Origin of the sequence: Gemella haemolysans (assembly GCF_001553035.1) — a bacterium.
Classification (GTDB): Bacteria; Bacillota; Bacilli; order Staphylococcales; family Gemellaceae; genus Gemella; species Gemella haemolysans_B.
On the sequence record NZ_KQ959961.1, the window covers coordinates 40,989 to 60,331 of the forward strand.

Here is a 19,343-nt window from a genome sequence, read left to right on the forward strand (position 1 = left end):
AATTTAGATATCAATAAACCACTGCGTCTAGGAGTTATTATATGAATTTTGTTAAATTTTAGGACTTTTGAATCAGCCCTTTAGAGGAAATTTTGTGAATTTGAATATAGAATATTTAAAATATCGAGATAAAATAATATTTGTAAGAATAGAAATATAATATTTTATAAAATAAAATATTAAAAGTTAAAGTTCTGCCTAAATATTATACAAATTTTTAAAAAAATATATTAGTAGTCTATATCAGAAAAAAATATGAAACTATAATATTTTTCAAGAGTTATTGTACTGATAATAAATATTATTGGATGGAAAAATTTTCTTAAATATGGTAAAATAAAGTATTGAGAAATCAACGATTAAATTTCTAATGAAAGAGATTAAAGGAGATTATATGATTAATAAATTAGGATGGAAAATTGGTGGAGAACAAGGTGAAGGGCTAGAAAGTACAGCCGAAATTTTCTCTACGGTAATAAATACACTAGGTTATCACATGTATTCTACAAGAGACTTCGCAAGTAGAATTAAAGGTGGACACAGTAATAGTAAAATTTGTATTTCAGAAGAAAGAATTAATGTTATTGACTATAAGACAGATATTCTTATAGCCTTTGACCAAGCTACATTAGATAGTTATATTCCAGAATTGGATGAAAACAGTATTATTATTGCGGACGCTAAAATTAAACCAGAAATTTCAGAAGAAATTAAAGGATTAGTTGCGGTATTCCCAATTACTGATTTAGCAAAAGAGATTGCAAATCCAATTATTAAAAACATTATTACACTTGGGATTTGTTCAGCATTATTAGATATCGATTCAAAAATATTCTACGATATGATTGAAGCAAAATTCTCTAGTAAAGGTGAAGAAATCGTAAATACTAACATTCAAGCCTTCGATAAAGGTCGTGAAATTATGAACGATTTCATGGCTGAAAATAATATTAATGATAAGTATTATCTAAAAAAATTAAATCCAACTCACAAAAATATGTGGTTAGTTGGTAACCATGCAGCGGGTCTTGGTGCACTAGCAGCAGGATGTAGAATGTATGCAGGATATCCAATTACACCGGCTACGGAAATTATGGAATACTTATTCGATAAACTTCCACTAGTAAATGGTGCATATATCCAAACAGAAGATGAGATTGCAGCGTTAGGTGTAGCTATTGGAGCGAACTTCGCAGGAGTTCGTGCAATGACAGCTACTTCTGGACCTGGTATTTCATTAATGACTGAGTTCTTAGGTATGGCAGCGATGGCAGAACAACCAGTTGTTATAGTCGATGTTCAAAGGGGTGGACCTTCTTCAGGGCTTCCGACAAAAACTGAGCAATCAGATATTTTCCACGCAGTTTATGGTGGAACAGGAGATGCTTCTCGTATTGTATTAGCTCCAACATCTGTAGAAGATTGTTTCTACACTATGATTGATGCGTTCAATATGGCAGAAAAATATCAAACACCCGTTATTGTCTTAATGGACTTACAATTAGGTATGAACAAATCTACAGTTCCTAACTTTGATTTTAGTAAGGTTCAAATCGATCGAGGTAATCTATTAAAACAAGAAGAAATCACAGAAGAAGATATTATTTACTTCAAACGTTATGCGACTGATGTGTTAGTTTCAAACAGAACTATTCCAGGTCAAAAAGGTGGAATCCACAACGCGAACAGTTATGAACACTCTGTTGTTGGATTACCTTCTGAAGTTAAGCGTAACACAGTACGTCAAAAAGAAAAACGTTCTAATAAGATTGAATCTGCATTAGTAGAAAAACCATTCGAACTAAATGAATATAACGATGAAAAAGATATTCTATTAGTAGGTGTAAATTCAACATATGGAGTTCTAAATAAAGCTGCTAAGCAATTACAAGAACAAGGTATGAAGATTGATACTATGCACATTCGTCAAATTTATCCTGTTGCTCAGCCTATTCGTGATGCATTTGATAAATATAGAAAAATTTATATTGTCGAGCACAACCACAATAAACAGTTACGTACAGTAATAGCGAGTAAATATCACAATTCAGAAAAAATTGGTAGTTTGCTAAAATATGATGGAGACATCTATTATACTCACGAACTTGTTGAACAATTACTAGAGGAGGAGAAATAATTTGAAAGTAACATTAAAAGATTATAAAAACGATGTTAAGCCCGATTGGTGTGCCGGTTGTGGAGACTTCTCGGTACTTGCGGGTATAAATAGAGCTGTTGTAAATTTAGGGATTAAACCTGAAAATGTTGTAATCTCAGCAGGGATTGGATGTTCTGGGAAAATTAGTGGATATACAAGAGCATATGGAGTTCAAGGATTACACGGACGTTCACTACCAATTGCTCAAGGGATAAAACTAGCTAACCAAGATCTAACAGTTTTCGCTATGGGTGGAGATGGTGATGGATATGCTATCGGAATTGGACATGCTGTTCACGCTATGAAACGTAACGTAAACATGACATACGTAGTAATGGATAACCAACTTTATGCTTTAACAAAAGGTCAAATGTCGCCTAAATCTGATGAAGGTTTAGTAACGACAACAACTCTAGAAGGTGTAATGGAAAAACCATTGTCAGCAATGAAAATTGCCTTATCTTGTGAAGTTACATTTTTAGCGCAAGCATTCACTGGTGATATGAAAGAAATGATGCAAATCTTCGAAGAAGCTGTTAATCATGATGGATTCTCACTAGTTAACGTGTTCAGCCCATGTAAAACATATAACTACAAAAATACGCCAGCTTGGTATAAAGAACACTTAACAAAACTTTCTGATATTGAAGGTTATGATAATACTAATAAATTAGAAGCGTATAGAGTCTTAGAAGAATACAATGATCTTGTAACAGGGGTAATCTATAAGAATGAGAAAAAACCTCATTATGAAGACACTTTACGTAATTATAAACGAGATGAACCTATTGCTCATCAAAACCTAGAACTTAGTGAGGAATTATTTAACTCGTTATGTGATGAATTCAGATAAGAGGTAAAATATGAAATTAAAAAGAATATTATTGCCATTAGCTGCAGTTTATGCAGGATATCGTGTTTATCAAAAAACAGAAGAGCAAGAATTAAATAATGATCACATAGACAGGTGCAGAAACAAATTAATTGCATTAGGTTATGATGTTATAGATAGCTATACGCTAAACTTAAAAGAAAACTCATATTTAATGTTCTATTTTGACAATAACAATATCGAATATGAAGTACGTTATGATAAAGAAAGTGAAACAATAGAGTACATAAAAGAGGTATAAGAAAATGAGTAAATCAATAGAAAGATTCAGAGAATTAACAATGTTAGACGGAACATCAGGATTTGAAAGTGAAATTTCAAAATATTTAGAAGAAAATTTATCTAAATATGCTGATGAGATTAAGTTTGATAATCTTGGTGGAATCTATGCTATTAAGAAGTCTAAAAAAGAAAATGCTAAAACAGTTATGATAGCAGCTCACATGGATGAAGTTGGATTTATCGTAACAAAAGTATTACCGAATGGTATGCTTAAATTTGAAACACTTGGTGGTTTTAGGGAAGATGTTCTTTTAGCTCAAACTTACACAGTAACTTCATATGAAGGAAAAAAATTTACTGGAGTAATAGGTTCAATTCCTAAACACTTCACTGCAGGAGTAGCGCAAAATGTAAAAATTAGCGATATGACTATAGATGTAGGTGCATCTTCAAGAGAAGAAGCTTTAGAAATGGGTATTCGCGAAGGTGCATTTGTTACACCAAAAACAACATTCGAACAACTTACTGAAAATAGATTTATGAGTAAAGCTATTGATAACCGTTACGGATGTGTAATTATTACAGAAATCTTAGAAGAATTTGCTGAAAAAGAATTAGACTTCAACCTAGTAGTTTGTGCTACTGTTCAAGAAGAAGTAGGTCTTCGTGGAGCAACTGTGGCAGCAAATATGATTAAACCTGATGTATGTTTCGTTGTAGACTGTAGTCCGGCAAACGATATGGACGGAAAAGAAACTAGTAACGGACGCTTAGGAGAAGGATTCTTAGTAAGATTAGTTGATAGAACTATGGTACTTCGTGCTAACATGAGAGAAAAAATCGTAGCACTTGCTGAAGAAAATGGAATTAAATACCAATACTTCACTTCACCAGGAGGAACAGATGCGGGTAATATTCACCAAGCATTAAATGGTATTCCAACAACTGTAATTGGTATTTGTGCACGTTATATTCACACTCACAATGCAGTATTCGATATCCGTGATTACTACGCAGCTAAATCAATTTTAGGAAAATTATTAGAAACTATCGATGATAAATTCATTGAAGATGTAAGAAAATAAAACGAAAAATGAGGATAGAAAAAATTTCTATCCTCATTTTTTTATCTTTTTCTTTTACTTCTTTTATATTGTTGAGGTTCTTCCTCGTAATAGTTATTGTTGTTATTATCATATACAGGATCTAAAGGATGAGAATCATCAATATATTGAGCTTCATCATATTCATCTTCGTAGTTTTCGTAATATTCATCTTCCAAATATTCTTCGTGTATAGTAGCATTAATTTTAACAATTATTCCAAAGAGAATACTATTGGCTATTAATGAACTTCCACCATAACTTATAAATGGCATGCTTATACCAATTACAGGAATAATACTAAGTGTTGAAAAAATATTGATGAAGAAAGAGAAGCAAAAACTACAAATAGCTAATAGAATGAAGTAATAGCTGTAGTTACCTTGTTCGCATTTTTTCATTATATTGAATAATCTTAGTATGAATATAAAGAAGATAGTTAAGAATATTGCAGCACCGATAAATCCAAAGTTTTTAGCAACTATAGAAAAGATAAAATCATTAAATTGTTCATCTATATAATTTTTATTTTTAGCGAATGTTCCTGTAAGACCACCTAATTTAATTTCTCTAAGTACTTGAGTGATTTGATAAGAGTAATCTAGCTTGTAAGCTTCAGGATTTAACCATGAAAGGATACGATTAAGCTGATAAGATTTTAATCCAACTAGATTAAGAAGTCTTGGGAAATATAAGGCAGCAAGAATAATAATTGCTAGTCCAGCTATAACTACAGAGTAAATTCTAAATAATGTCTTTCCTTTATTGCAGACTAAAAATACTAAACCTAAGAATAAAAAGATGAAAAATAAACCATTACCTAAGTCATTTTCTTTTAGAACTAGTACGAAAGGTATTGAAATTATTAATGATATTTTTAAAAGTTTTACAGTATCTGTATTATCTTTAAAACTCTTTTCTTTTATCAACATACTAATCATTGCGACAGTTGCTATTTTACCAAATTCTGAAGGTTGTAAAGTGAATAGTCCGAGATTGTACCAACTACGTGCACCATTTACGATAGGAGCAAAATTATTAGGTACTAAAAATATCCCAACCAAAAGAACAAGTGCGAATAAATAGAATGCTATAGAGAATTTTTCTATATAATCTATTGGTATTTTTTGAAGTAGATATATTATTCCAAGACCAATTAAATAGAAAACAAATTGCTTAAGGAATAATGTAGGTGTTTTATTGTTATTATATTCAGCTAGTAATATAAATAATAAACTAGAAAAGCTAAATATAAAATAAAAAATCAATATCGATAAATTTGTTTTATTTTTTATGAAATTTAACATAAGTCAACTCCTTTGATGTAATTATACAATATTGAAGAAATATACGCAACTTATGAGAAATCTACAATAGAAATCTATTATAGAGAGTTAAAATGCTATTGTTATAAGTGCTGTATATATAGTAATAAAACTCTAAATTTAATGTATAATTTATGTGTGTAAATTGTTGTAGTCAATATGAGATAAGATAAGATGAGTAAAATCTTGAAAATTTAAGAAGAGTTTTAGTAGTATTATCTATGTGATAAAAAGTAAGGTTTCTAAAACTAGAGGAAAATTCAAATATAAGACTATTACATAAAAAATGTATATATTTTGAATTTAATTTACAATTTTCTTCCATAGGCTATAATATTTTTTATATGTTTTACCACACGATTCACTACTAAAAAATAACGTTTTATGCTAAAATTATATATGTTATAAATACATGGAAGAAATAAAGAGAAAGGAACTTTTGAGATGAAATATACTCCAATGATAGAACAATATCTGAAGATAAAAAAAGATTATCAGGACATGTTTTTATTTTACCGTCTTGGTGATTTTTATGAGATGTTCTTTGAAGATGCGACTAGAGCGTCAAAAATTTTAGAAATAACCTTAACTGCTCGTGATGGAGGAGCTGAAAAAATTCCTATGTGTGGAGTTCCATTTCATTCATCAGCAACTTACATTGATACTTTAGTAAATAATGGATATAAAGTAGCGATATGTGAACAAGTTTCTGAACCTGGTCAAGGGAAAATCGTAGAGCGTAAAGTAGTTCAGGTAATCACGCCAGGGACGTATATGAACTACAAAAACTATGATGAGAATAATTACCTAGGTAGTGCATATGTAAAAGATAATAATATCTATTTCGCATTTTGTGATATTATGACAGGGGATAGTCGTTGTACTGTACTTAAAAATATGACTGACCTTCAGGATGAAGTACTAAAAAATAATATTAAAGAAGTAATCAGCATAAAAGATCAAGAGTTGGATATTAGTGCTTATATTACTGAAGTTGAATTAAATAATGATATTACTAAAGAAAAAACAAGTAATATTACTGATAGTAATCTTCGTATTGCATGTGATGTTCTTTTAGACTATATTGAAAAAACTCAAAATAAAGATATTTCAAGCCTTAAAGATTTTGAAGTATATTTCAAAGATAAGTTTGTTTATATGACGAATTACTCGTTAAAAAACTTAGAAGTTACTCAAAATATGGCTAATGGTGGGAAGAAAGGTTCTCTTCTTAGTATTGTAGATAAAACATCAACAGCTGCGGGTTCAAGAAAACTAAAAAAATGGTTAGAAAATCCATTGCTAGATCTTAAAGAAATTAAAAAACGTCAGGAAATCGTAGAAGATTTTACTAAACATTACTTTGAAAAAGCTGATGTGAAAACTAGTTTGAAAGAAGTATATGACCTTGAGAGAATCTCTACAAAAGTTTCTTATAATATTGTAAGTCCTAAGGAATTATTAAATCTGAAGAAAACATTAGCTCAAATACCAGAAATTAAGAAGTTACTATTAGGATTTGAATCTAATAAATTAAAAGATATTGCAGAGAATATCGACGAATTAACAGATTTATACGACTATCTTGAAGAGACAATCCATGAAGAAGCTGGTCAAACAGTTAAAGATGGAAATGTAATTAAATCAGGCTTCAATGAAGAGTTAGATAGTTATAAAAATGCTAGTAAAAACGGGAATAGAATATTATTAGAAATCGAAGAACGTGAAAAAGAGAGAACTGGGGTTAAAAATCTAAAAGTTGGGTACAATAAGATTTTCGGTTACTTTATCGAAGTATCTAAAGTAGGGCTTAAGACTATAGATCCGACAGAATTAGGTTATCATAGGAAACAAACACTTTCTAACTGTGAGAGATTTGTTTCTGAAGAACTGAAAAAAGTTGAAGAACATATCGTAAACTCTAAGACAAAAATTGAAGAGTTAGAATTACAACTATTCCAAGAAGTTAAGACAAAGATTCATAATTATATAGTAAGATTACAGAGAGTTGCGAATACTCTAAGTGATATTGATGTGTTTGTTTCATTGTCTGATGTAGCGGAAGAATATGGTTATGTAAAACCTGAATTCAATGATAATAATATTATTGATATTGTTGATGGTCGCCACCCGATTGTTGAGAGAAATGTGAGTGCTGATAGTTATATTAGTAATGATTGTAAAGTAGATAAAGACAATAATATCTTGCTTATTACAGGACCTAATATGTCTGGTAAATCTACTTATATGAGACAACTTGCTCTTATAGTAATCCTTGCCCAAATTGGATCTTTTGTTCCGGCGACTTCTGCGAATTTACCAATTTTCGATAAAATATTTACGAGAATAGGGGCGAGTGATGATCTTGCTGGAGGTAAATCAACGTTTATGGTTGAGATGATTGAGGCGAAGAATGCTTTAGTCGAATCTACTGAAAATTCATTATTAATTTTTGATGAAATTGGTCGTGGAACTTCGACATATGATGGTATCGCCTTAGCTCAATCGATATTAGAATATATTAATAATACTATCAAATGTAAAACACTATTTTCAACTCACTATCATGAGCTTACAAAATTAGAAAATATTACCCAGGGAATAAAGAATATTCACGTTTCTGCGAAAGAAGACCATGGAAAGTTAATTTTCTTATATAAAATTAATGAAGGACCTATTGAGAAGAGTTATGGTATTCATGTTGCTCAACTTGCTCATCTACCAGAAGATGTTATTGTAGGTGCTAATAAAATATTAAGAGAATTAGAAAGTGGAAATAAAGGTAGTGACGACCTTGTTGATAATGCTAGATATAATAAGGTATTATTAAATGAAACTTCATCACAAGAGTCTGAAGAAAAGTTAAGAGAAAAAATACGTCAAGAACTAGAAAAAGAATATAGTAGTAAAGTAGTTAGAGAAGAAGTTGTAAAAATAGACGAGGAAGCTTTAAGAGCACAACTACGTCAAGAACTAGAAAAAGAATTTAGAAGTAGAGTAGTTAAAGAAGATGTTGTAAAAGTAGATGAAGAGTTTTTAAGACAACAACTTCGTTCTGAATTAGAAAAAGAACTTAAAGAAGAGTTAGAGAAAACTATTAGAAAACAACTAAAAGCTGAAGAGAAATCAGGAAAAAATTATGCAAAATTACAATTGGATTTTGATGGTGATAATGAGAAATTCGATGAAATTAAAAAGCAATTAGAGAGTGTAAACTTCTTAGAAACAACTCCAATGCAGGCTTTTAATCTTCTTTATGAATTACAGAGAAAAATAAGTGAGGATGTGAAATAAATTAAATGGGAAAAATAAATATATTATCTGCAGAACTATCAAATAAAATAGCGGCGGGAGAAGTAGTCGAAAGACCTTCTTCTGTTGTTAAAGAGCTTGTAGAAAACTCTATCGATGCAGGAAGTACAAATATTAAAGTTATAATCAAGGAATTTGGTATTCAACAAATTAGAATTATTGATAATGGTAGTGGTATTTCTAATGATGATTTGGCACGTGCATTTTTACGCCATGCAACTAGTAAAATAAGTGCTGATTATGATTTATTTCACATAGAAACGCTAGGTTTTAGAGGTGAGGCATTAGCGAGTATTTCATCTGTGAGTAAAGTAACGATAAAAAGTTGTGCAGGAGAAGCGCAAGGGAAGATGTTAGTTCTTGAAGGTGGAAAAGTAGTTTCTGAGGAATATTACGCGCCTATTAAAGGAACTGATTTAAGTGTAGAAAATTTATTTTACAATACACCGGCACGACTGAAATATCTGCGTAATCCACATACAGAACAAGCTAATATTACTAATATTATTCATAAGTTTGCCCTATCTTATCCTAATGTAGCTTTTGAACTGCATATAGATGGTAAGATTACCTTTAAAACATACGGTGATGGTGATGTTCATAAGATTTTATCTAAAATCTATAATATGGGTGTTGCTAGAAATATGATTGAATTTAGTGGAAGTAACGATGATTACAAAGTATTTGGTTATATCTCTGTACCAGAAGAGACGAGAGCTAGTAAGAATTATATAAATATTTTTATCAATGGGCGTTATATTAAAAACTATGGAATTCAAAATGCTATTATCGATGCTTATGGAACACTATTAATGATAAATAGGTATCCATTATGTGTTATTAATATAGAAATGGATCCAATTTTATTAGATGTTAACGTTCATCCAACTAAGCAAGAAGTGAGATTATCGAAAGAAGCGGAGTTAATACGTCTAATCAAAGAAGTTATCGCTGAAAGATTAAGTAATTATACATATATTCCACAAGGAATGAATAATGTTCTTACTAAAAAAGAAAAAGCGAAAATCGAAAAAATCAATTTCTTAGATGAACTAGATAATAAATTTGGAGATATAGGAGACAAGAATATTTTTTCAGAAGAGAAAAAAGAATCTGAAGTTGATTTAGAAGTTGAACTTAGTTTCCCTGATACTCAAGAAGAAGTAGCAAGTCATGTTATTCAAGAAGATGAGTTTCTTTTTGGAGGAGACTTATTGTCGAAATCAGGAGAAGAAAAAATACCTGTACAAAGTAAAGAAAATACGTTTAATCAAAGAAACAAAACTCAAAAAATTAAGAGCGATTTACCAGATTTAAGTTATAGTTCACATCCTCGTGATAATAGAAATAAGTTTGGTGATAAACCTACTAAAAAAGAGATAGAGAACTTCATGAATTTCTCTAAAAAAGAAGATAACTCGAGTTATGATGATCGTACAGAAGAAGTAGTTTCTAATGTAGTAAAAGATGATAGTCACTTTAATGAAATCAAAGATGCGAAAATTGTTCAAGATGATGATACAAAAGTTCGTACGCTACCTGATTTAAAAGTATTGGCACAAATCTTTAAAACATATATCTTGTCAGAGGCTGATAATAAGTTATTCCTTATAGACCAGCATGCTGCTGCAGAAAGATATAATTATGAGAAATTACAACGTGAATTTATCGAAAGAAAAAATTATAAAAAACAGATGTTAATTCCTCTTATGTTTGATTTTTCTGTAGAAGAAGCGGCTGAGGTTCGTAATAATTTAGAAAAATTTGAAGAACTTGGTATTGTTTTTGAGGAGTTTGGAGATAATTCTTATGTTGTTCGTGAATTTCCTGGTTGGATAGAAGAAGACGAAGAGCAAATGATAAAGATTATTGTTGAGAAGGTTCTTAGAAACAACAATATAACTTTCAACGAATTAAGAAATGATGCAATTGCTATGGCAAGCTGTAAAATGTCTATAAAAGCAAATCAAGTTCTTACAGACGTTGAGATGAATAAGGTTATTAGTGATCTTTATGAATGCAAGAATCCATTTACGTGTCCACATGGACGTCCGATAATTACAAAAATGGAGAAAAAAGATTTAGAAAAAATGTTTAAGCGTATAGTGTAGGAGGTAAGATGGAGAAAATACCTTTAATAGCGATAGTAGGGCCAACTGCAGTTGGGAAAACAGCACTTAGTATTGACCTGGCAAAAGAGTTCAACTGTGAAATAATCTCTATAGATAGTGTTCAAATTTATAAAAAGTTTGATATAGGTTCTGCAAAAGTGAAAAAAGAAGAGATGGATGGGGTGGTTCATCATTTAATAGATGAACTAGAACCTACTGATACATGTTCTGTCTATGATTTTCAAAAACTTGCACGTAAGAAAATTGAAGAAATACATAGTCGAGGTAAGATACCTTTATTAATCGGTGGAACTGGTTTTTATATGAATGCTGTTCTAAACAACTATGAGTTTACTGATTTAGAGGAAAAAACTTATGATATTGATGTCGATATGGCGAGAGAATATCTAAAAGTGAACTATCCAGATACCTATAATACGATTGACCTAGAAAATCATCGTCGTGTAATTAATGCATATAATTATGTGATGAATGAAAAGAAATCTGTAACGACAAACAACAATGGAGATACCGTTCTAGATTATTATAATCCATTTTTAATAGTTCTTAATACCGATAGAGAAGTTCTATACAATCGCATTAATAAGCGGGTTGAATTGATGTTTGAAGAAGGGTTTGAGCAGGAAGTTAAAGAAATTATAGAAGAATATGGTCTAGAACTGCAAGCTCTAGGAGCAATAGGATATAAGGAGATGATTCCGTATCTTAATGGTAATGTTTCTAAAGAAGATACTATTGCAGCTATTTCTCAGAATTCACGCCGTTATGCAAAACGTCAGTTAACATGGTTCAGGAATAAAATGGATGGAACTTGGTACGATACTGCCAATGATGAACTTTTGGCAGATGTAATAAGTGACATCAAAGAGAAATTTAATTAAAAATATTATAGATGATTATCTAAGGCTTGAAAAGTAAATTTTTCAAGCCTTATTTTAAATGTATAACAAGATAAAATTTATTATATAATAGATTTTATTTTAGTTTTTAGAAAATATATCAGGAAATTTGAAAATATTTTAGTAGGATTTCTAATTTAACTAGAGTTTTTATTAGTTATGTGCTAAACTAGTAATACTAAAGATTCTCAGGAGGTAGGAGGAGAAGATGAATTCATTTAAATATCTTAAGCCGAAGTTGTTTAGTGTAATGAAAAATTATACAAAGGAACAATGCTTAAAAGATATAATTGCTGGTTTGATAGTAGCTGTTATAGCATTGCCTTTATCGATTGCTTTGGCGATTGCATCTGGAGTTAACCCGGAACAAGGTCTTTATACTGCGATTATAGCAGGTTTTTTTATTTCATTTTTAGGTGGGAGTAGGGTTCAGATTGGTGGGCCTACTGCAGCATTTGTCGTTATTATTTATGGAATTATAGCAGAACACGGGATTGCAGGATTAACCGTAGCAACACTAATGGCAGGAGTTATGTTAATTCTAATGGGGATATTTCACTTTGGTGACTTGATTAAGTTCATTCCTAAAACAATTACTATTGGATTTACACTAGGGATTGCTATGGGAATAGTAGTCGGTCAGGTGAAAGATTTCCTAGGATTAAGTATGGGAGCAGTTCCTGCAGAATTTGTTGGAAAATTAGTAGCTTACGGGCATAATATAAAAAGTATTAGTTTTGTCACTTTAGCGATAGGATTACTTGCCATACTAATTCAAATATTTTGGCCAAAGGTATCTAAGAAAATACCGGGTTCTTTAATCGCAATACTAATTACAACATTTTTAGTAGCTATTTTCAAATTGCCGGTTAAAACTATTGGTGATCTATATACGATTAAAGCAGGGCTTCCTAGCTTTACAATGCCTACAATTTCATTTTCTCTAATCAGAGAGATGATTTTACCGGCATTTACAATCGCGATATTAGCCGCTATAGAATCACTATTATCTGCTGTAGTATCTGATGGTATGACAGGGAGCAAGCATAAATCAAATGCAGAGTTAGTAGCCCAGGGTGTAGGGAACTTTATGTCGGCACTTTTTGGAGGAATACCTGCAACAGGTGCAATTGCTAGAACAGCTGCGAACGTAAAAAATGGTGGTAGAACACCAGTAGCTGGAATGGTACACGCATTTACTTTATTATTAATACTGTTATTTTTAATGCCATATGCATCGTATATACCTATGAGTTGCTTGGCTGCGATATTAATAATTGTAGGTTATAATATGAGTGGATGGCGTATTTGTGTACGTATGGTGAAAACTGCACCGAAGAGTGATATAGCGGTATTAATTATCACGTTCTTATTAACATTATTCTTTGATTTAGTTATTGCGATAGAATTCGGTATGGTACTAGCTGCGTTCTTATTCTTGAAACGTATGTCTGATATTGCAGAAGTTCGACAATGGACTTACAAAGGTTCATCTGATGATGATAAGTTATCTGAAGAAGTTGATTTAAAATATGTCCCTAAAAATACTATAGTTTATGAAATTTTTGGGGCTTTATTCTTCGGAGCAGCTAATGTATTCACTAACTTTGAACATGGAGAAGGAAAAAATGTTCTGATAATAAGAATGCGTAATGTTCCAGTTATGGATATTTCAGGATTAGAGGTATTAGAGGAAATATTAGAAATATGTCAAAAACGTGGTTTAACATTAATACTTTCGCATGTAAATGAACAACCGTATCATGTTATGGAAAAGGCTGGATTTATTGAAAAGATAGGTAAAAAAAATATATGTGAAAATATTGATGCATCTTTAGAAAGAGCCGAAAAGTTAGGGAAAACACAAGGAGTATAGAATTAAAAGAATTTTACTGAATGAATTTAGTATGAGAATATTTTTTTCATGCATATAATAATTAATATAGGTTAAATGCAAAATAATATTTTAAGAAAATTTTAATTATAATTTTATTTTACTTTTCATTTTATAAAATGATTTTTACCAAAAAATAGATTTTTTCGTCTAACTTTAGAGAGTATTTTTAAAAAAAGTCAAGTGTATCAAGGTTCTATAGTACTTAAAAATTAAATTACGTAATTGAATACGATAAAAATATTAAAAAATAACGATATAGAAATAGTTGTAGAAAAGATATAGCTATCTAGGGGATGACTCGACAAAATCATGATTTTAAAGAAACAAAATTTTGTCGAATCACTTCTCGCAGTAGTTTATTAGGTATCTAAAAAGTTTTTAAAAATCGAATTTAGATATCAATAAATCGCTGTGTCTATGAATTATAATTACATTTTTTAAATTTAGGATTTTTGGTTCATCCTTATTATATAAAGTATGTTAGAGTAATTTTAAAAATATGATTTTTATAGTCATGATTTTAAGATTATTCTTTTTTATTTGAATTGGAATTTACTTTGCAAATTAATAAAAATATTTAATTGTAATTATTAATTAAGTTATTAAGTGACAAGGGGAATTTTTAGTGTTATAATGAAACGTAGGAGAAAATCCAAATTTATTTCTTTATATTTATATAAAAATTATAATTTAGTTTTTTTTAAGAATATACTAAATAAACTATAATCAATTATATAAATTTTAAGTATTTTTTAAGTAAATATGATAAGGTATTCATATAATGTTCTGCCTTGGGATATCTATAATAAGATAACAAGGTAATATTTAAAATTTATTTAGTTATATTTTAAAAATAACTATTAAGTTTCAAAAAAAATAAGGAGGAAGTTATTGTGATAGGAAAGAACAATAAGAAACTTAAAGATCTCAAACAAGGTGTCAAAGTTGAAAGCTATTCAATTAAAAAGTTTAAGTTCGGTGCTGCATCTATAGTAATAGGAGCTAGTATCTTCTTTGGTACTGGGGTAGCTAGTGCGAATGAAGTCGCTGCGTCTAGTGATAGTTCAGCAACTAATGACACAAATGCTAAATCAAGAAATGGCGATAAGATACCTGAGAAAATAAATACAGTAAGTGCTGAAAAAGAAAACGTTGCTTCAGTAAATAAACCAAGCAGTGTAAAAGAAGAAAGCACTAAAGTAGAAGTAGAGAAAAAAGTAGTAGATAAAAGTCTTCTAGAGACTAGTATAACAAAATTAGAAGAACTACTTGCTACGGTAAATAAAGATAAAGCGCCAGCTTCGACTTTATCAGCGGTAAATGTTGATCTTATAAATGCTAAGAGCATATTAGAAAACGCTAATGCTAGTCAAGAAGAAGTAGATGCATTAGTTAAAAAGTTAAAACAACAAACGCAAATTGTGTCTTCTATGCCAAAAGTGACTACTAAGGAAAAAGAAGTGAAAGAAGGAGCGAATACAATCGCTAATTCAGGATCTCGTGACTCACGTAATGGTAAGAGCATGGGAGAAGGAACACAGTTTAGAGCTTATACAGCAACTAGCTCATCTGGGGCAATGAAGAACGTTAGATACTTTGCATCGGTTGATAAAAATACTAACGGTGGACGAAACACAAGGAATGATGATCCTGAATTTACAGAAAGAAAGACAGTAGTTAAATCAAGATATGAGCAAAATAGTTCAGGTAGATGGATGGTCTATGATGTCTACTTCAATAATAATGGAATAGCTATGGTAGATCAATCTTATGGTCAGCATTATTATTTCCAACCGCCGTTTAATATCATGGATCCTTCAAATACGGTAAGGGATTTAACTATCACTCGTTATCAAAATGTTAATCAAGATCCTAATAAAAAGCTTTCTGATGGAGGTAGCGGATTCCAACAGGTTGGAAATACAGTTACAATTACGGATCCGTGGAACCAGAAGGATAAGATCTTTAACGGTGATAGAAGATCTATGTATGATCCAAGATCAGGAGTAACTCGTGAGAATCAAAAATGGGATGTGTTTAAAAATAACAAAAATGATAGTTATTTGGATTCGATTGTAAGAAAAACAGATGGAAATTACACTGGTAGGGTCAGTTATACTCTTGGAATGGAAGTAGGTAAGGTAGACTCAGCTTATGCGATCCATATGACCGCTAGAGTAAAATTGAGGGATAATGTGACAGACCAACAAGCTGCTAATGGTAATGTCTATGCAGCCTCTGTAACATCTGGACCAACAACGAATCAATCTTATATTGTAGGTTCTCGAGGAACAAGTGTAAAAGCAGAGCCAGACGCACCTAAAGACCCAATTAAAGGTTTAACAGTTACAAAAACAGTAGGAGATTATGCAGGAGATCCAATTAACCCTGTATCTTCAGGTTATGTTAAACATGGAAAGAACGGAACTTTCCCTCCAGGTATGAGCTGGACTTGGGCAGGTGATCGTTCACCAAGTACAGCACAAGCAGGGGTATTCAAGTATACTTCTATTGCCACTTATCAAGACGGTACTAAATCAACTGATGCCGGTTCTGGTTCAGATGGAACAGTTACATTAAACGTTAAACCTAAAAAACCGACTATCATAACAAATGTTGAACATAAAAAAGGCTTACCAAATCAACAAATTACTGTAAATGTTGAAAACGGCGTACCAAACGGTTCGACAGTTAAACTTTATGATGGTAATAGAGTTATTGGAACTGGAACAACTAATGGACAGACTGCTACAGTTACAGTTACAGAAGCTTTACCAGGAACCCCTATTACTGCTGAAACAGTTGTTACTAATGCTAATGGAACAGTAACTTCTGATAAAAGTAATCCTGTTACTCCAACACCTAAACCAGATACACAAGCACCTACATTGGATGTTACACCAAAAGAACAAACTGTAAAAGTTGGTGAGAAAATCAAATTTAATGTAAATGGACAAGATGATAATAAGGTGAATTTAGACTTTTCAGATATATTTAAAAAATATCCTAATCATCTATTTACGCAAAAAACGGACTATTCAGTAAATACTGATAAACAAAAGACACTAACTATCGACCTTGGAGAGGCAAAGGAATCTGATATTGGAGAAAAAACAATTACCTTTAAGGCATCGGATGACGTTAATCCCGAAATTGTTAAGACAGTAACAGTAAAAGTTATACCAGCCACTAAAGAGAATGAAAAACACAATCCAACAGCAGAAACTCTTGAAATTGGAATCAAACAAGAATTAACAGATGAAGCAATTAAAGCAAAAGTTAAAAATTATCCAAGTAATGCAACCTTAACTGTTAAACAAAAACCTGATACAGATACAACAGGTAACAAAACAGCTACAGTTATTGTGACTTACACTGATAAATCAACAGATGAAGTAACAGTTCCAGTCATCGTTCGTGATACAACTCCACCAAAAATCTACTGGGCTAAAGACGATGGTAGCAAAGTGGAGTTAGGAAAAACTCATGCAGAAGGACAAAATATAGTTATTCCACTATACCGTGGTGACGAAGTAAATACACGTCTTATCACTACAGATGATAGTGGAAAAGTGACGAACTTTAAAATGGAAAACCTACAAAGTGGCTTTAACTTTACCCCTGTCAGTGGTACGGCAACAGAAGGTTCGCCATTAGGACAAAATGTAACAGGAAAAGTAGGTTTAGGAGTTGCAAAAGGTAAGTATACTGCGCGTGCAATTTCAACTGATGGTACAAATTCAACAACAGGGCATTTTGTATTTGAAGTACATGAACAGGCAGAAAAGTATACTCCAGCAGCAAATACGCTGATTGTACCATTTAATCATAAGATCACAGATGATGAGGTTAAAGGGAAAGTCATTGCTAAACCTGGTACACCAGCCTTTCCAAATGGAACTATCTTTGAAGTAGTTTCAAAACCTGAAACGAATACTACAGGAACAGATAAAAAAGCAGTCGTAAAAATCACATATCCAGATAAATCAACTGAGAATATTGATGTCCCTGTCCATGTAGGGAAAGACTTAGCTAGTCAGCATCCACTGGAAGGTCACACAGTAACTGTTACAGTTGGAGATTCACTAAAAACATGGAGAGGGCGTGTAGATTCTAACCAATACACAAATGCACCAAAAGGACGTGGAAATGGTGTAGAATGGGGTTGGAAAGGGACAACACCGAAAGTTGTTCAAGATACAGCAGGTGTCTTTAAGTACACAGCAACAGCAACTCATACAGATAAATCAGTAGCAGAATCTAATCCACAAGTAACCGTTATCGTTAAACCAAAAGCTCCAACGATTGAAACGGATTTAACTGGTAAGGCAGAATTACCTAACACAGCAGTTGTTGTAAATGTTCATGAAGGTGTAAAAAATGGCTCTATTGTAACACTTTATTCTCAGGATGGACGTGCAATTGGTACAGGTACTGTGACTAATGGAAAAGCGACAATTACAGGAACAATTCCAAAAGGAAATATTACAGCTAAAACAACTGTTCAAACACCAGGTGAACAAGATGTCACATCTGATCCTAGTCCAGAGAAAGTAGCGACAACTAATAAAGCAGGTATTTATCCTATCAAAGGTAAAACGGCAACTGTTACAGTTGGAGATTCATTAAGACAATGGAATGGGCGTGTGGACGCTAACCAATATACAGAAGCTGGACCTAACGGTAAAGGAATTGGAGTTGAGTGGGGCTGGGAAGGAACAGCACCAAAGATACTTCAAGATACAGCAGGTGTCTTTAAGTACACAGCAACAGCAACTCATACAGATAAAACAGTAGCCAAATCTGATCCAAAAGTAACGATTATTGTTAAGCCAAAACAACCGACAATTGAAACAGATTTAACAGGTAAGTCTAATCAAGAAAACGTTCCAGTAACTGTTTCTGTTGGAGGGGGAGTTAAAGATGGTTCAACCGTGACTCTTTATGGTCCAGATGGAACAACTGTTATTGGTACAGGAACTGTAACAAACGGAAAAGCAACTGCAATCATCACAGGTAAGGTTCCAGTAGGAAATATTACAGCTAAAACAACTGTTCAAACACCAGGAGAAGATAATGTCGTGTCAGAACCAAGCCCAATTAAGGAAGCAACAAATATTGCTCCAACAGCCAAAACTCAAACAGTAGGGCTTAACGAGAAACCGAATGCTAAGAACAGCATTGGTAATAATGGCGACCTTCCAAATGGTACAAATTACACATGGAAGACTACACCAGACACTTCTACACCAGGTGACAAGCCAGGTGTCGTAACTGTTACCTATCCAGATGGTTCGACAATCGATGTCCCAGTAACAGTTAAGGTGACTCAAGTATCTGACGATTACACACCGAAATACGAAGATGGAAGTGGAAAACCAGGAACATCAGTAGATATCCCAG

The 19,343-nt window shown here is 31.9% G+C and carries 10 protein-coding genes; 9 read left to right on the forward strand and 1 reads right to left on the reverse strand.

Annotated elements, in window-relative coordinates; genetic code table 11:
- Nucleotides 1-394: 394 nt before the first annotated feature.
- The 4 genes from HMPREF3186_RS05280 to HMPREF3186_RS05295 are packed head-to-tail and all read left to right on the forward strand — an operon-like array spanning nt 395 to nt 4,357.
- Nucleotides 395-2,137, forward strand: a complete 1,743-nt coding sequence (locus HMPREF3186_RS05280; protein WP_060914250.1) for a 2-oxoacid:acceptor oxidoreductase subunit alpha — start codon at nt 395-397, stop codon at nt 2,135-2,137.
- 1 nt (nt 2,138) lies between these two features.
- Complete coding sequence (locus HMPREF3186_RS05285) at nt 2,139-3,011, forward strand: 2-oxoacid:ferredoxin oxidoreductase subunit beta (RefSeq protein ID WP_060914251.1); 873 nt, start codon at nt 2,139-2,141, stop codon at nt 3,009-3,011.
- 10 nt (nt 3,012-3,021) lie between these two features.
- Nucleotides 3,022-3,291 (forward strand): hypothetical protein, encoded by a 270-nt coding sequence (locus tag HMPREF3186_RS05290; protein ID WP_060914252.1) that lies wholly within the window; start codon nt 3,022-3,024, stop codon nt 3,289-3,291.
- A 4-nt stretch (nt 3,292-3,295) separates the two neighbouring features.
- Nucleotides 3,296-4,357, forward strand: a complete 1,062-nt coding sequence (locus HMPREF3186_RS05295) for a M42 family metallopeptidase (RefSeq protein WP_060914253.1) — start codon at nt 3,296-3,298, stop codon at nt 4,355-4,357.
- Nucleotides 4,358-4,398: 41 nt separating this feature from the next.
- Here HMPREF3186_RS05295 and HMPREF3186_RS05300 read toward each other — a convergent pair whose 3' ends face one another.
- On the reverse strand, nt 4,399-5,682 hold the full coding sequence (locus HMPREF3186_RS05300; protein ID WP_060914254.1) for an FtsW/RodA/SpoVE family cell cycle protein: 1,284 nt from the start codon (nt 5,680-5,682) through the stop codon (nt 4,399-4,401).
- Between the two features lie 462 nt (nt 5,683-6,144).
- Between HMPREF3186_RS05300 and mutS the strand changes: the two genes are divergently transcribed.
- The 5 genes from mutS to HMPREF3186_RS05325 form a co-directional block, all read left to right on the forward strand.
- Nucleotides 6,145-8,994: a DNA mismatch repair protein MutS gene (gene mutS / locus HMPREF3186_RS05305; protein WP_060914255.1), complete on the forward strand. Its 2,850-nt coding sequence runs from the start codon at nt 6,145-6,147 to the stop codon at nt 8,992-8,994.
- Nucleotides 8,995-8,999: 5 nt separating this feature from the next.
- Nucleotides 9,000-11,123 (forward strand): DNA mismatch repair endonuclease MutL, encoded by a 2,124-nt coding sequence (mutL, locus tag HMPREF3186_RS05310; protein ID WP_060914256.1) that lies wholly within the window; start codon nt 9,000-9,002, stop codon nt 11,121-11,123.
- Nucleotides 11,124-11,131: 8 nt separating this feature from the next.
- Nucleotides 11,132-12,025, forward strand: coding sequence for a tRNA (adenosine(37)-N6)-dimethylallyltransferase MiaA (gene miaA, locus HMPREF3186_RS05315; RefSeq protein WP_060914257.1), 894 nt, complete (start codon nt 11,132-11,134; stop codon nt 12,023-12,025).
- Nucleotides 12,026-12,251: 226 nt separating this feature from the next.
- Nucleotides 12,252-13,919, forward strand: a complete 1,668-nt coding sequence (locus HMPREF3186_RS05320; protein WP_060914258.1) for a SulP family inorganic anion transporter — start codon at nt 12,252-12,254, stop codon at nt 13,917-13,919.
- 914 nt (nt 13,920-14,833) lie between these two features.
- Nucleotides 14,834-19,343 (forward strand): Rib/alpha-like domain-containing protein (locus tag HMPREF3186_RS05325; protein ID WP_156438970.1); only part of this gene is annotated, 4,510 nt, incomplete at its 3' end.

Excerpts from the sequence above, each read along its gene's own strand:
- HMPREF3186_RS05280 (WP_060914250.1), top strand. The coding sequence starts at position 395 with ATGATTAATAAATTAGGATGGAAAATTGGTGGAGAACAAGGTGAAGGG.
- HMPREF3186_RS05290 (WP_060914252.1), top strand. The coding sequence starts at position 3,022 with ATGAAATTAAAAAGAATATTATTGCCATTAGCTGCAGTTTATGCAGGA.
- HMPREF3186_RS05295 (WP_060914253.1), top strand. The coding sequence starts at position 3,296 with ATGAGTAAATCAATAGAAAGATTCAGAGAATTAACAATGTTAGACGGA.
- HMPREF3186_RS05300 (WP_060914254.1), bottom strand. The coding sequence starts at position 5,682 with ATGTTAAATTTCATAAAAAATAAAACAAATTTATCGATATTGATTTTT.
- mutS (WP_060914255.1), top strand. The coding sequence starts at position 6,145 with ATGAAATATACTCCAATGATAGAACAATATCTGAAGATAAAAAAAGAT.
- mutL (WP_060914256.1), top strand. The coding sequence starts at position 9,000 with ATGGGAAAAATAAATATATTATCTGCAGAACTATCAAATAAAATAGCG.
- miaA (WP_060914257.1), top strand. The coding sequence starts at position 11,132 with ATGGAGAAAATACCTTTAATAGCGATAGTAGGGCCAACTGCAGTTGGG.
- HMPREF3186_RS05320 (WP_060914258.1), top strand. The coding sequence starts at position 12,252 with ATGAATTCATTTAAATATCTTAAGCCGAAGTTGTTTAGTGTAATGAAA.